This window comes from Virgibacillus necropolis (genome assembly GCF_044793635.1).
Lineage (GTDB): Bacteria > Bacillota > Bacilli > Bacillales > Amphibacillaceae > Virgibacillus_F > Virgibacillus_F necropolis_A.
The window spans coordinates 3020491-3034932 of the sequence record NZ_CP084992.1; the positions used below are offsets into that span (position 1 = coordinate 3020491).

At 36.8% G+C, this 14442-nt stretch carries 13 protein-coding genes and 1 tRNA gene; 10 read left to right on the forward strand and 4 right to left on the reverse strand.

The window, feature by feature from the left end; translation table 11 throughout:
- Positions 1 to 67 precede the first annotated feature (67 nt).
- Positions 68 to 1168, reverse strand: a complete 1101-nt coding sequence (locus tag LG329_RS14790; protein ID WP_404451583.1) for an SDR family oxidoreductase — start codon at positions 1166 to 1168, stop codon at positions 68 to 70.
- A gap of 100 nt (positions 1169 to 1268) precedes the next feature.
- Here LG329_RS14790 and LG329_RS14795 point away from each other — a divergent pair, with 100 nt between their 5' ends.
- From LG329_RS14795 to LG329_RS14835, 9 genes are all read left to right on the forward strand, one after another.
- Positions 1269 to 2360 carry a sensor histidine kinase gene (locus LG329_RS14795; protein WP_404451584.1) on the forward strand — a complete coding sequence of 364 codons (1092 nt, stop codon included), beginning with the start codon at positions 1269 to 1271 and terminating at the stop codon, positions 2358 to 2360.
- A 94-nt stretch (positions 2361 to 2454) separates the two neighbouring features.
- Positions 2455 to 3105: an SIMPL domain-containing protein gene (locus LG329_RS14800; RefSeq protein WP_404451586.1), complete on the forward strand. Its 651-nt coding sequence runs from the start codon at positions 2455 to 2457 to the stop codon at positions 3103 to 3105.
- A 94-nt stretch (positions 3106 to 3199) separates the two neighbouring features.
- On the forward strand, positions 3200 to 3832 hold the full coding sequence (locus LG329_RS14805) for a response regulator (protein ID WP_404451588.1): 633 nt from the start codon (positions 3200 to 3202) through the stop codon (positions 3830 to 3832).
- 231 nt (positions 3833 to 4063) lie between these two features.
- Complete coding sequence (locus LG329_RS14810) at positions 4064 to 5020, forward strand: PstS family phosphate ABC transporter substrate-binding protein (protein WP_404451589.1); 957 nt, start codon at positions 4064 to 4066, stop codon at positions 5018 to 5020.
- A gap of 299 nt (positions 5021 to 5319) precedes the next feature.
- Positions 5320 to 6252: an ATP-binding cassette domain-containing protein gene (locus tag LG329_RS14815; protein WP_404451590.1), complete on the forward strand. Its 933-nt coding sequence runs from the start codon at positions 5320 to 5322 to the stop codon at positions 6250 to 6252.
- Positions 6253 to 6264: 12 nt separating this feature from the next.
- Complete coding sequence (locus LG329_RS14820; RefSeq protein ID WP_404451591.1) at positions 6265 to 7533, forward strand: ABC transporter permease; 1269 nt, start codon at positions 6265 to 6267, stop codon at positions 7531 to 7533.
- Complete coding sequence (locus tag LG329_RS14825) at positions 7530 to 8642, forward strand: ABC transporter permease (RefSeq protein ID WP_404451592.1); 1113 nt, start codon at positions 7530 to 7532, stop codon at positions 8640 to 8642. Before LG329_RS14820 ends, LG329_RS14825 begins: the two co-directional genes overlap by 4 nt.
- 85 nt (positions 8643 to 8727) lie before the next feature.
- Entirely contained in the window at positions 8728 to 9216 is a 489-nt protein-coding gene (locus LG329_RS14830) for a DinB family protein (protein WP_404451593.1), read from the forward strand.
- Between the two features lie 129 nt (positions 9217 to 9345).
- Positions 9346 to 10302 carry an alpha/beta hydrolase gene (locus LG329_RS14835; RefSeq protein ID WP_404451595.1) on the forward strand — a complete coding sequence of 319 codons (957 nt, stop codon included), beginning with the start codon at positions 9346 to 9348 and terminating at the stop codon, positions 10300 to 10302.
- Between the two features lie 185 nt (positions 10303 to 10487).
- Here the strand turns inward: LG329_RS14835 and LG329_RS14840 are convergent, their stop codons facing one another.
- The 3 genes from LG329_RS14840 to dat all read right to left on the reverse strand — a co-directional run bounded on the left by LG329_RS14840 (position 10488) and on the right by dat (position 14061).
- On the reverse strand, positions 10488 to 12488 hold the full coding sequence (locus LG329_RS14840; protein WP_404451596.1) for a S9 family peptidase: 2001 nt from the start codon (positions 12486 to 12488) through the stop codon (positions 10488 to 10490).
- Positions 12489 to 12580: 92 nt separating this feature from the next.
- Positions 12581 to 13084, reverse strand: coding sequence for a DNA topology modulation protein (locus tag LG329_RS14845; RefSeq protein WP_404451597.1), 504 nt, complete (start codon positions 13082 to 13084; stop codon positions 12581 to 12583).
- A gap of 101 nt (positions 13085 to 13185) precedes the next feature.
- On the reverse strand, positions 13186 to 14061 hold the full coding sequence (gene dat, locus LG329_RS14850; RefSeq protein WP_404451598.1) for a D-amino-acid transaminase: 876 nt from the start codon (positions 14059 to 14061) through the stop codon (positions 13186 to 13188).
- 174 nt (positions 14062 to 14235) lie between these two features.
- On the opposite strand from dat, the gene LG329_RS14855 reads away from it, so the two are divergent.
- Positions 14236 to 14309, forward strand: a tRNA-Gly gene (locus LG329_RS14855).
- Positions 14310 to 14442: the final 133 nt, after the last annotated feature.

The window sequence follows — 14442 nt, forward strand, 5'->3', positions numbered from 1 at the left end:
AAAATAAACGGTTGCATATAGGCTTTTATAATTATAGATAAAGGTTTTCTGTCATGGCAGAAAACCTTTATTTGATTTCAATATGCTTACTATGGTCGTGTTTATATTTTCGGTAAAAATTAATCATTGGTGTAATTGTATCTTTCAAATCTGGGCATTTAATTCCGGACCCTTCTAAATCTGCAACTGCCTGAGTACTGTCGTAGGATGAATGAATGGTGAAGTAATCCATTGCCTCTTTTTCGACATGCAGCCATTTTCGGACAGGGCCAAGTAATAATGAACTTTTAGCAAGCGAAAGCGGAACTTGTCCCTTTGGTGTTTTCCCTAGAAGATGTTCTGAAAGCACTTTGTGCAATTCTCTCATCTTATATGGATTCGGATCTGTTAAGTGATACGTCTTTCCTTCTCCAATTGTTGCCATGGCAAGATAGCTAGTTGCTTGTAATACATAATCTGAAGGGACGAAATTTCCTTCTGGTTTACCTGCTCCTAAGTATGGAATAACAGGGAGGAAACTTAAATGTTCAAGAAAATTAAGCATGAAGTAAATACCATCAAATTTGATGGTTTCTCCAGTTTTAGAATTACCTTTCACTATGCCTGGACGAATAATGGTGGTTGGCACAGTTGATTTCAATTGATTAACCAATAACTCTGCATTGAATTTTGTTTGCTCATAATGATTTTTAAATTGCTGCCCTTTCTCTAGTTCTGTTTCTAAAATTCTACCCTCACGACGACCGGATACATATGCGGTACTGAAATATATGTAGCGCTTAAGCTTTTTAAGTGTCTTTACCCAGTCATTCACGTTATTAGTTCCATTAACATTTACATCAAAAGCAATATCCATAGGAACAGCAAGATCATAAATAGCAGCTAGGTGGAAAACATGTGTGACTGTTTCCAGTAGCCTTTGATTAGTTTCCATAGATATTTCGAGCATAGGTTTTATAATATCACCAGTAACAATAGATATAGAGTTTTCTTCTAATACGTTTTCCCTGATAAAGCTCCCTAATTCTAATTTGGCTTTTTGTTCCTGGCTGGGTAAAACAAGTAAGTAAATATGTTCGAGGTCTGTTTTATGATCATGGATGAGTTGACGGATCAAGCTAGAAGCGAGAAAACCAGGATAACCTGTAATAAAAAATGTATTTTTCATTTGAATGCCCCCTAATTGTGGAACCATTTGGTATTATTATAATTGAAAGAAAAGAAAGATAGTAGTAATACAATTTAGAAGTAGAAAGCGAGGCAATTTCGTGAAGGTTTTTTGGCTACGCTTTAGCATGTTTTGTTTACTTATTGCCGCCACAATTTTTACATCCGTAAACGAGGCATTCATACCTTACAGTATAATCTTTTTTACATGTGCGATTGCATTGTTTTTTCTTTTGTCGACTGGTAGAAGGACAGTAGGATTATATATTGGAATATCAATTATTATAGGGCTTCACCATATTGTTCTGGTGGGAACATACAGTATGTTTACTGTGTTCTTACTCATTTTCCTAACGATTACTGCTACATTTAAGCTAAACCAAGTTGCTTTGATTACATATTCAGGCATTAATATTATGCTTTCCGTTGTCATTACTTTTGGGAATGAAACAAGAATGATCGAAACTGTCATGATTAACATCTTTATTTATTTTCTGGTTCTATTGGTGAACCAAATGGTAATTGAACGGAATGAGCAAAAAGAAATTTACGATAAACTTAGTGGTGAATATCGGCAATTGAAAAGACTTAATTTACGAACAGAAGTAGCTGCCCGAATGGAAGAACGTACAAAAATTGCCCGGGATATCCATGATTCTGTTGGTCATCGTTTAACAGCTTTAATCATGAAATTGGAAATGCTGGGGATCCAAAATCCGGATACGAATTATGGTGACATAAAACAAATGGCCAATGAAAGCTTAGAAGAGACACGGAAAGCAGTCCAAGCATTACAAACAGAAGAGAATGAAGGAATTGCTACTGTTGTTCATTTAATTCGTAAATTAGAAGCAGAGAGCCATATACTTGTGCAATTTACAATTAAACAGGGTGTATTGTCTGTGAGTATGTCCAATGAAAAAAGTGTTGTACTTTATAGAGTTATTCAAGAAGCACTAACAAATGCAATGCGTCATGCCCAGGCGAGAGAAGTCCATATTGTTTTAGGGAAATCTGCACAAGAGGATATTTCATTTGAGGTTTCCAATCAACTATTTGAGGCAAAAACATATGAGTTTGGTTTTGGCCTAACGAACATGAAGGAAAGAATCGGTCAGGTAAACGGAACACTACATGTCTATCAAACGGAGAAACAGTTTATTGTTAGTGGAACGATTCCACAGACTTCTTAGAGGAAAACAGTATATATTAATTGTACGTAAACATAAATAATCCTTTCGCATAAGCTAGCAAGTGACCTACAAGCAATGAAAGGACGGAATGATTATGTATTATCCAAATATGAAACAATATAGACAGGATTTCTCTCGCGTTATGACTGTAACAGGGAATGCAAGTCTACCATTTGATCCAGATAAAGTTAGTATTCAGTTGGAAGTCGTAACGGAAAGCGAGCAACTTAGTCAAGCCCAACAGGAAAATGCACGTAAAATGAACCAGGTTATCCAATCACTTGTACAGCTGGGGATTCCCAAAGAAAATATCCAAACGACCGCATATAACATATTTCCCGTGTACGATTATATTGATGGGAAGCAACAATTCAAGGAATATAGAGTATCTAATACAATCACGATTCAGATTACAGATATTACCCAAGCAGGAACAATTATTGATGTTGCTGTTCAAAACGGTGTGAATCAGGTATCCAATATTCAGTTTTCTATTGAAGATAAACAAAATGCATACCATCAAGCACTTAGTGCTGCACTTAAAAATGCTATTGCTGAAGCACAAGTCATTGCCGAGACATTAAATATAAGTTTTGATCCTACACCTATTAAAATAGTTGAAGAAACAATTGAAACCCCACCATCCTTTAAAACCTATTCCACCGCGGAAGCTAGTGTATCTACACCAATTGAACCAGGTCAAATCATTGTCAGTGCAGCCGTTAAAACAAAATTCCAGTATTGAAAATAATTGCAGGATTTTCGTAAAAATAAATAGAATTAGTTTAGTAATAGAAAATATCGATAAAGAACGTTATATGCAAGTGAGGAGGTTTGAGATGTGGCGGGTATTATTAGTGGAAGATCAGGCAATTGTTAGACAAGGATTAAAAGTAATATTGGAGCAAGATGAGAACATTACAGTGACGCATGAAGCAGAAAACGGACAAGAAGCATTGGATATTCTGGAAAAATACATGATTGATTTTGTTATGATGGATGTACGGATGCCAGTTATGAATGGAATTGAAGCTACGAGAAAAATAAAGAAACAATGGCCTGATATTAAGGTTCTTATTCTAACAACATTTAACGATGATGAGTATGCATTAGAAGCATTGAAGGAAGGTGCTAACGGATTTCTATTGAAAACTTCGGAATCCGATAAACTAATTGACGCGGTACATAGTTGCATGAAAGGTGGACTAACCATTCATGATGAAGTTGCAGCCAAAGTAATGCCAAGGCTTTTACAGCAGACTAAATCACCCGTAATTAATTGTCAACTATCACCTCGAGAGCTTGCTATTACTAAACTGGTTGGGGAAGGTATGACAAATAAGGAAATTGCAGAAAAACTATATCTTTCCATAGGTACTGTGAAAAACCACCTCACACAAATTTTACAAAAAACAGCTTTACGTGATCGTACACAGCTGGCGATTTATGCTGTGAAACACGATATAGAATAGTAGGGTAAGGAGGGAAGAGCGCTGGAGGCTAATATTTTAATCAAAATTATACTATTCATTGTGATAAGTATAGGTATTATCTTTATAGGTTTTATAGGTATCATCTATACCGGACTCTTGGGGCTAATAAACTTTTATACGCCATTAATTGTTGTTCTTACAGTAGGGGTCCTTTTCTTTGCCTGCAGTGGAATGTTCAAGTTTTTGAAGCCTGTTACATTCAAAAGATGTATGATAAGTTTTTTTGCATTATGTTTGGTTGCAGTAATCATCCATGAGGGTATAAATCTTTATCATAATAGCTTTGAGACACTGGATGATCAAGAGGTGGATTTAAACGAATACCAGCCATTTAAAGAAGAGTCAAAAGTAGTTTTACTGAAAAATCCTTCAGCCTTGGAGTTAAAGGATGATTTGCCAATTTTAGACGGTGCTACAGCTCTTTATCCGCTTTATTCCGCTTTTGTTCGGGCGACTTATCCAGATAAACACTATGATTTGTACGACAGTGAAGTGATGGTAAATAAAACAACTGGTGCGTATATAAATTTAATTGAAGGCAAGGTTGATATCATATTTGCGGCTGGTCCCTCTAAAAATCAATTACAATATGCAAAACAGAGAGGGGTCGAACTCAAATTAACACCAATTGGACGAGAAGCATTCGTGTTTTTTGTAAACGCTCAAAATCCAGTTGAAGGACTTACATTGAAACAAATACAAGATATATATTCTGGCAAAGTGACAAATTGGAGTGATGTTGGTGGAAATGACAAGGAGATAAAGGCATTTCAACGTCCAGCTAATAGTGGTAGCCAAACAACCTTAGAAAAAGTAATGGGAGAGATTCCTTTGATGAAAGCACCTTCAAAAGATGTTGTTTCCGGAATGGGAGGTATAATTGAGCAAACATCTGACTATAGAAATTATAAAAACGCTATTGGTTATTCGTTCCGCTATTTCTCTATGGAAATGGTCCAAAATGATGCAATTCATCACTTGAAAATTGATGGAGTTTTTCCAAACAAAGACACAATTCGTAGTGACGAATATCCGTTAGCAGCTCAATTTTACGCTATAACTGCTGGTAGCAACAATCCTAATATTGAACCGTTTATCCAATGGATTTTGACGGACCAAGGACAAAGTCTCGTCGAGAAAACAGGATATGTACCAATCTTTGATTAAAAAAGTAGCTTAGAATTTTCTAGGCTATTTTTAATGACCAAGGAAAGTATAAACGAAACTCTGTCTAGCTCCAGCGCCTAGTGGACTTCCTTCACCTCCGTACGATAAGTCAACATCGGTTCGCTTTAGCTCACCGTGTTTCCTTTATCTCCTTCGGTTCAGTCCAGTCCATACGTCGCTTAACGGGCGCTTGCGCTTTTCTAATGACTTAAGTCACCTACATATAAAAAATGAAGTGACCTCAGACAGTATGCTTTTACAAAAAAACTTCGTAAAATAGAACCATTGGAGGCGAGAGAATGCTTGAATTAGTTGATATCTCAAAGAAATTCAAACAATTTTATGCGGTGAAAAATTTAAATATGTTTATTGAAAAAGGCGAAATTATCGGGTTGCTTGGTCCGAATGGTGCTGGTAAGTCGACGGCAATTTCGATGCTAACATCTTTGGTTGAACCAACAACTGGTGACGTCCGGTTTAATAACAGCAGCATGATTAAAAGACCTGGGCCAATTCGAAAAGTTATCGGAATGGTGCCACAAGAAATAGCAATTTATCCTGATTTAACTGCTGAGGAGAACCTACAATTTTTTGGCAGGATCTATCGTTTGTCAGGTACGGATCTGAAACGAAGAATAGATGAAGTTCTAGACCTTATTGGTTTAACGGATCGAAGAAAAGACGTTGCCAAAAAATTCTCTGGTGGTATGAAGCGCCGTTTAAATATTGGCGTTGCATTATTACACAACCCGGAGCTTCTTATTATGGATGAACCAACTGTCGGAATTGACCCTCAGTCAAGAAACTACATTTTAGAAACGGTAAAACGGCTTAATAAGGAAAAACAAATGACCATTTTGTACACCAGCCATTACATGGAAGAGGTGGAGTTTCTTTGTGATCGCATTTACATCATGGATAAAGGAGACTTGATTGCTTCAGGAACGAAGGAAGAAATAAAACGTATTCTTGCTTCTGAAAAAACAATTGTTATAAAAGCAGAACGATTAAACGAAGCTTTTGTGCAGTCTCTACATTCGGAGCCAACGATTAATCGTGTAACAACAAAGGAAAAAGAGGTTACCGTCATTGTACCTGCAGAAGTAAATATTTTCAGTACAATTCTAAAGCAGGCAGAAGACTCGGAAGTAAAATTACAATCGGTTGATATCCAAACACCTACCCTAGAAGACGTATTCCTTCATCTTACTGGGCGAGCACTGCGGAATTAGGGAGGGATTTACATGATAGGTCAAATTGTAAAGAAGCAGGCGCTTATCTTTTTACGTAACCCTCAGTTACTACTGTTATTGGTTGGTTTACCAATTATATTAATTACTATTTTAGGTGCTTCGCTTGGCGGTTTAATGAGTGGTGGAACTGTTTCGATCGATGCTAAGGTAGCGTTAATTGAGCATGGATCTGAAGAAGAACAAGTGGGAAGGTTCATCCGGGATGTTGAGAAAAGTATGCTACCTATTGAAGTGAAAACTGCAATAAAGGAGAATGCAGAACAATATAAATTGATTAAGACATTAAAAGAAGATGTGTTTGGAAATGATGGTCTTACGGAAATAATTACGTTGGAAACCATTGAACCATCTGAAAAAGATGAGGTAATCAATAATGACTCCTATGCGGCTGTTATTGAAGTTCCGGCAAATTTCACTTACAACACACTTCATAATAGCATTCTGTCCGATGGTGAACCTGGCGAATTACAGGTATATAAAAATGAAGGCAAACAGGTTGGATCAATGGTAGTAGGGAGCATATTGGAACAGTTCCAGGAGCAACTTGCATTGGTGAGTTTTGCAGGAAAAAACAATATATCTATGGATGCTATTGAGGTTGATTCTAAAGCAGTATCTGGTCAAACGACGTCCATCAATCAGAAACAGCCTGTTTCTGCACAAAAATACTATGCAGTAGGTATGGCTGTAATGAACGTATTATTTGTCGCTTCTATGATTGGGTCATTTGCCTTTCAGGAGAAAAAAATTCATGTATTTAATCGGATCATTCTAGCAAATGTATCAAGATGGGTATATTTCACGGGTATATTTTTATCTGGTGTGATCTTCGGTTTCTTGCACCTATTAATTGTATATGGGATTACCTGGTTATTCTTTGGAATTACATGGCCGAATTTGTTAGGATTCCTAGTCGTTACGTTTGGATTAGCCATAGAAGTAGGTGGGTTAGCAGTACTGTTAACGGCTATAAGTTACCGCATCAACTCGGAAGTCATTACGAACTACTTTTCATCTATTGTAGTTTCAATCATTGCTTTCTTAGGTGGCAGTTTCTTTCCTATTGGTGACTTTTCTAAAACGATACAGTTCATTGGAAACTTAACACCGAATGGAGCGGGGATGACGGCATATTTAACCCTTTTACGCGGGGATGGTATTTCAGCGATACTCGATCAATTCTTTTTCTTAGCTTTGTTTGCATTTCTTTTGGTCGTGATTGCTGGATTCAGTTTTCCAAAAAGGGGGTACACATTATGATTGGCATCTTATTAGCGAAGATTAGGTTATTTTTCCGAAGTCCATGGACATTTATCATGACAACTTTGATGTCAATTGGTTTTGCCTTTATTTTAGGAGGAACTACTTCTAATGTCATTAATGTTCCCGTATACGTAGCAAATGATAAGGTTCAAGACTCAATTGTTTGGGATATGCTTGAAGAATCTGAGGTATATAACTTTCAAACGTTGACAAAAGATGAAATGAAACAAAAGATAGCTAATGGAAAATCAGAATTTGGTTTAGCTTTATATGAGAGTAATTTCAAGGTTTTGGTTGGAATTGATTCACAAAACGTTAGTTTAGTTAGACAGACCGTGCAAGAGGCTTATATGAAGAAGGAACAATATGAACTAATATATGAGGATGCAAATGCTAATACAGTTCATGAAAAAACGAAATTAAGAGAAGACCTCCAAAACTCCCAGGAGAATCCGCCTTTTACTATTCAAGCGGAAAACTTTCGTGGATCAGATACGGTTATTGTAGATAACACATTTCATTCTTTGTTTGGATTTACGTTGTTTTTTGTAATCTACACAATTGCCTATAATGTATTTCATATTTTGGTGGAAAAAAAGGATGGTGTCTGGGATCGTATCATATTATCACCGGTGAAAAAGTGGGAAATGTATGTAGCCAATTTGATTTATAGTTTTATAACTGGATATTTACAAATTGCTATTGTTTTTCTTGTATTCCGTTATTTGGTCGGTGTTGATTTTAATGGGAACTTTGTAGAATCATTAATTCTCATCATTCCATACGTATTTGCCATCGTTGCAATGTCGATTTTAATTACTGGGTTAGTCAAAACCGTCCAACAGTTCAATGCGGTAATTCCCATTCTTGCAGTTAGTATGGCAATGATTGGTGGTGCATATTGGCCACTTGAAGTGGTTGGATCAAAATTCATGCTGGCCCTTTCAAAATTTGACCCAATCACATATGGTATGGAAGCCTTAAACGGTGTAGCTGTTTATGGATATTCACTGGGGGAGGTTCTTTATCCAATCAGTATTTTATTGTTAATGGGTGTAGTCATGACAGGCATTGGAATTCATTTGATGGAGAAGAGGCATGTTTAACGATTTCTCCAATGAGGTCTTTTATTTTATTACACTGGTCTTGATTGATAAAATGGAGGCAGCTCATTAATAAGGGGGAGATATTATGCAAATAAATGAAGAGGCACGTGCTGAATTATTTAACGAAGTAAATGGATTATCTGATGAAGCGTTTAATAAAAAACCTGCTGAAGGTCAATGGTCAGTCAAACAGGTTATGGAACATTTATTTTTAATGGAGGGTGCGATTACGAAAAGTATCATCGATCAATTGGAAAATGGTGAAGTGGTAAATGCTGAGCCAAAGCCGATTGAAGCTTCAACAAATCGTGCAACAAAGGTAACTGCTCCGGATTTTGCAATTCCAAATGATGATTTTGCAACATTGGATGAACTGAAATTGAAACTAACCGCTACACATCAAGGATTAGCGAAAGTGGCAGAAACTGCGGATGAAAAGCAATTGGAAGCAAAAGGTTTTCCGCATCCATTATTTGGTCAAATGAGCCTGAAGCAATGGATTCCTTTTGTTGCATACCATGAAAAACGACACACATTACAAATTAAAGAAGTGAAGGAAAAATTAGGATTATAAACTGAAGAGTGAACGGGCAACAGGATGTTGCTCGTTCTTAATGTGTAAAGAAATACCAGCTCTAAAAGGCAGAAATAAGCGTAAATTTACTGTATAATGGAAGTAACATCATAAAGAAGGGGGATCTTTGTGAAGAAAAAAAAGGGCCTGAAACTAGTAATAGGAATACTTAGTATTCTATTAATTATAGATATTGTTGCCAGTTTTTATTTTTATAATCTAGCAATTGAACGAAATACAAAAGACTTTTTGCAAGGAAATGATGATTTAGAAGTTTCAGCTGAAGCCATGGAAGTTTTCACCGAGGGTGACTGGCGGACGTGGGTAGATAAACAGGAATTCGAACGGTGGGAGATGACATCTTTCGATAATCTGCAGTTGAACGGATATTTTTTGCCTGCTAAGGAACCAACAAATAAAACTGTTATTCTAGCACATGGTTATTTAGGAAATGGTCTTGATATGGGGCTTTACGGCAAATATTATTATGAAAAGCTTGGCTATAATATATTGATGCCTGATGCGCGTGGCCACGGACAAAGTGAAGGCGATTATATAGGATTTGGTTGGCATGACCGGTTGGATTACGTAAAATGGGTCAATCTTGTAATGGAAAAGTTAGGCGAAGATTCTAAAGTCGTACTCCATGGTGTATCTATGGGCGCAGCAACTGTATTAATGTCGAGTGGGGAAGATCTACCTGACAATGTAGAAGCCATTATTGCAGATAGTGCGTATACTAGTGTTGAAGATTTATTTGCCTATCAAATGAATCGGATGTATCACTTGCCGAAGTTTCCATTTTTAACAAGTACTAGTGTTGTTACGGAAATGAAGGCTGGATACTCATTTGAAGAGGCATCTGCATTAAAGCAGGTTCAAAAGACAGATATTCCAATTCTGTATTATCATGGTAGTGCGGATACATTTGTGCCAACAGAAATGGTGCATGAATTATATGAAAATACAGCAAGTCCAGCTGAAATCATGACGATTGAAAATGCCGGTCATGGAGAAGGATTTGTGGTTGAGAAAGAAGCATATGTTAAAAAATTAAATGATTTCTTGGATAGATATGTGAAGTAAGCAGCCTTAGAATGGGTTGCTTATTTTTTTAGCAGTTATGAAAGTATAAATCCTTTCTTACTGCTTAAGTGCAACTAAGGCTTTCGCCATTCTAAAACTTAAAGAAGCTGACAAATGAAGTGCCAGCCATTTAAGTTTATTGCAGTTTGGCGGGCAATAATCCCCCACTGAATTGAGGTTTCAGTTTATAAGTATTTATCAAACCAACGGCAAATATGGTTCAATCGCTCGATTCGCATCAATGGATCTCCGTTTCGACTTAGGTCGTGGCTCGCATCAGGGAAACGAACAAATTCAACTTCTTTTTTCAATTGCTTAAGTGTGACGAATAATTGCTCACCCTGCTCAATTGGACAGCGTAAATCCTGTTCGCCATGGACGATTAGTAATGGCGTTTCAATTTGTTTCGCATACTTCAATGGTGAAAAGTCCCATAGTTTTGTAGGGTCATCTAATAGATTTTTTCCTAATTCCCATTCGGTGAAAAAGTATCCAATATCACTTACCCCATAAAAGCTAAGCCAGTTAGCAATCGATCGTTGCGTAACAGCTGCTTTAAAGCGATTGGTATGGCCAACAATCCAGTTGGTCATGAAGCCACCATAGCTTCCACCAGTTACACCAAGTCGGTCTTTATCGATAAAAGTGTAGTTTTCTAACGCATAATCGACTGCGATCATTAAATCGGTGTAATCTTTTCCGCCGTAATCCTCGCGACAGGCAGTAACGAACTCTTGCCCGTACCCATCGCTACCGCGTGGATTGGTATACAGAACGACATATCCCTTTGCAGCAAGTAGCTGCAGTTCATGGAAATACGTTTGCCCGTACATAGCGTGTGGACCACCGTGAATTTCAAGAACAAACGGGTATTTTTTATCTTCTTCAAATCCATATGGATGTAACAACCAACCTTGAATTTCCCAACCATCTTCCGCTTCAACGGTTATTGTTTCTGGTTGAGATAATGTTACCTTATCTAACAAATTGGCATTTGCATTTGTTAAACGAGATAGTTCACCATCATGTAACTGGTAAAAATTACATGGATTTGTTGGCGTACTAATCCCGACAATAAATTTATCTGTCTCGGTATGATAAGAAAATCCAAATACATGATTACTATCTTTATATAAAACGCTAATTTCACCATTTAAGTCTGCTTGATAAAGTCCGGTCGCACCATGATCACTCGCAATGAAATATAGTTTGTCGTCCTCCTTTGACCAAACAGGACCTGTTGTTGATTGTCCCATAAGGGTGTCACCAATCATGACATTATCAGGCTGCATGTCAATCGATTCACTAAGACATGTTCTTTCTTTAGTAGCGATATCAAACACATACAATTGATCTTGTGTAGCAGTTTTGTACGCATAATCATGGCCCAAACAAGCAATCTTCTCACCATTTTGTGAGAAGGAAGCACTGCCATAGGAACCTTTTCCGTCGGTTATTTTTATTATTTCATTTGTTGTTATGTCTAATGTATACAGGTCATCGGTTAAGCTGTAGTCTTCATCGTCATCAACGTTTGCTGAAAAAAGAATAAGGTTCCCATTAGGGGAGATGTCCATGAACGCGTAATCAGCATCGCCTTCCGTAAGTTGTGTAAACGATTCATCTCGCAAGTCATATCGAACAATTTGGGTTCGCTTTTCGTCGCGAAAACCAACGCCATCAGACTTATACTTCAAGCGATTGATCACAACTGCTTTTTTAGCTTTATTTTCTTTATCCTGTTTCCGCTCGTCTTTAGATTGTTCGCATTGATTAGCAACATCATCACCTTGTTCCAATTCAGCACTGAAAAGGATACAATTTCCATCCTTTGACCATTCTGGGTTTGAAGCTCCATTTTTAAAATTTGTAAGCTGGCGTGCCTCGCCGCCATCAGTGTTTGCTAACCATAGTTGGGTTAATCCGCTTCTGTTTGACTGAAATACAATCATACTTCCATCAGAAGAAAAACGTGGATTACTATTTTTTGAATCATCAAATGTCCACTGTCTTGGTTCGTTTTCAGTTAACTTTTGTACATATAATTGGGATTGATACTTGTTTTCCTTACTTATTGTTGTTGAAACAAATGTGTATGTATCACCGTTTGGTGTGTGTTGTGGATCACTGTAGGTTTCCAACCTTTTTATATCTTCCGCAGTTAATGCTCGTTTGTTAGTCGCCATGAAAAATTTCCCCCTATTTTAGTTCAATACTTTGGAAAGTTTCATTTAGTCTAAACTAGTTCGTATTGCGAATCAAATGGAATGGTAGAATTTTATGAAAATTTAACTAAAAATTGTTCTGTTTCTTTTGGGTTTTTAAAAGTGTGGATGGTTGTATTTTGTAGGTTATTTATTTTTTCACGAATAACTGGAGCCTTCTTTTTATTAAATTGATAGACCCATTGCAGAAACTCTGCATCTAATTTCTCAGGACAACCTTCTCCCATATCGGGTCGTGTTTTATTGTGGTATTGGATTCGGCGCTTGATGACTCCATACAAACACCGGGTCGTTTTATAATGAAGAAAAATAACAGTATCTGCTTCACGTAGGCGAATTTCCATCGAGGCACTATAATTCCCATCAATAATCCAGGATTCATTTTGTAAAATAGCCTTTTGTTCGTTAATTAGTTCTGACTTTTCTATTGACTTCCACCCAGGTTGCCAAAAGATAGAGTCTAAATGATAGACTGGTATGTTTAATAATGATCCCAATTTCTTTGCGAGTGTAGACTTTCCAGCGCCGCTCCCACCAAGAATAACAATTTTCTTCATAGTAACCTCCTTTTAGTAAGAAAGGTATTATAACACAATTTTCAGTTAGGTATGTAAATAAAAAATCCTCTTATCATGTGTAATAAGAGGATTTAATAATTTTATGTCGTTTGTTCTAGTTTATTGTGTATAATATTTGCATCCTTTTCATATGCGCTTTGCAGTTTCCGAGTTATTGGCCCAGGTTCACCGTTACCAATCTCTGTATCATCCACAGTAACAATTGGAAGTACTTCAGAGGTGCTGCTTGTTAAAAACATTTCATCAGCAATCGCAATGTCTTCAACTGAAAAACCGTCTTCATTAAATGAAATGTCCAAATCCTTGACAAACTTTTCAATTCGCATCCGTACGCAACCATGCAATATTCTTTTAGTTGTTGGATAAGTGTGAATCATACCATCTTTTACCAAGTAAACGTTAGAGGAACTGCACTCGGTAACAACTCCATCCTTATGCAAAATAGCTTCGTATGCGCCATGTTCACTTGCAGTTTGTTTTGCTAAAACATTTGGTAGCAAATTTAAACTTTTTATAGAGCAATACTCCCAGCGAATATCGCGTTGTGTAATTGTTTTTACACCGTTCTGTAATCCGGTGACATTACGGACTTGATCTTGAATATAGCCATATACATTGGCTTCAGTGTCAATTGGAAATACATGATCACGTGGAGCTGAGCCACGGGATACTTGTAAATAAAGTTTTGCATCGGTTGTGACAGAATTTTTTATTAGCAAATTTTTTAATAGATTGCTAAGTTCTTCTTTCGAAAATGGAAGTGTAATTTTCACCGCTTCCGCTGAACGAAATAATCGATCAATATGTTCATTGATTAAATAATAATTACCATTATAAATACGAACTACTTCATAAACACCGTCACCAAATTGCATGGCGCGTTCTTCAAAAGGATAATTCAAAGTATCCCGATGTGTAAATTTAGTCTGTGACAAAATGATTGGATATACAGACATTTCTTCGCCTCCCCGTCAAACATAAGTCTATCTTATCGCTAACATGTAGCATTGTAAATGATCAATATTTCGAGTAATTATGGTAATTATTTCATGATTTAAAATTTCCTCTTGATTGATCGAATCAAAATTGCTATAATAAAAAACGTGCTATTAAAAAAGCCGACAAATTTTGCGGGTATAGTTTAGTGGTAAAACCTCAGCCTTCCAAGCTGATGATGGGGGTTCGATTCCCCCTACCCGCTCCATACATATGTCTTAACGCAGTGTTTCGTAAGTCAACTTACGAAGCGTTGCGTTTTTTAATTTGCAAAAACCTCTATGTCTCAATACTTGAACTCAATTTTCTCACCAAGTATGCTAAACACAAAGGATGGTGTA

What these genes read in the sequence shown, in the direction of transcription:
- LG329_RS14790 (WP_404451583.1), bottom strand. Translation starts at nt 1,168, where the DNA reads ATGAAAAATACATTTTTTATTACAGGTTATCCTGGTTTTCTCGCTTCT.
- LG329_RS14800 (WP_404451586.1), top strand. Translation starts at nt 2,455, where the DNA reads ATGTATTATCCAAATATGAAACAATATAGACAGGATTTCTCTCGCGTT.
- LG329_RS14805 (WP_404451588.1), top strand. Translation starts at nt 3,200, where the DNA reads ATGTGGCGGGTATTATTAGTGGAAGATCAGGCAATTGTTAGACAAGGA.
- LG329_RS14810 (WP_404451589.1), top strand. Translation starts at nt 4,064, where the DNA reads ATGATAAGTTTTTTTGCATTATGTTTGGTTGCAGTAATCATCCATGAG.
- LG329_RS14815 (WP_404451590.1), top strand. Translation starts at nt 5,320, where the DNA reads ATGCTTGAATTAGTTGATATCTCAAAGAAATTCAAACAATTTTATGCG.
- LG329_RS14820 (WP_404451591.1), top strand. Translation starts at nt 6,265, where the DNA reads ATGATAGGTCAAATTGTAAAGAAGCAGGCGCTTATCTTTTTACGTAAC.
- LG329_RS14825 (WP_404451592.1), top strand. Translation starts at nt 7,530, where the DNA reads ATGATTGGCATCTTATTAGCGAAGATTAGGTTATTTTTCCGAAGTCCA.
- LG329_RS14830 (WP_404451593.1), top strand. Translation starts at nt 8,728, where the DNA reads ATGCAAATAAATGAAGAGGCACGTGCTGAATTATTTAACGAAGTAAAT.
- LG329_RS14840 (WP_404451596.1), bottom strand. Translation starts at nt 12,488, where the DNA reads ATGGCGACTAACAAACGAGCATTAACTGCGGAAGATATAAAAAGGTTG.
- LG329_RS14845 (WP_404451597.1), bottom strand. Translation starts at nt 13,084, where the DNA reads ATGAAGAAAATTGTTATTCTTGGTGGGAGCGGCGCTGGAAAGTCTACA.
- dat (WP_404451598.1), bottom strand. Translation starts at nt 14,061, where the DNA reads ATGTCTGTATATCCAATCATTTTGTCACAGACTAAATTTACACATCGG.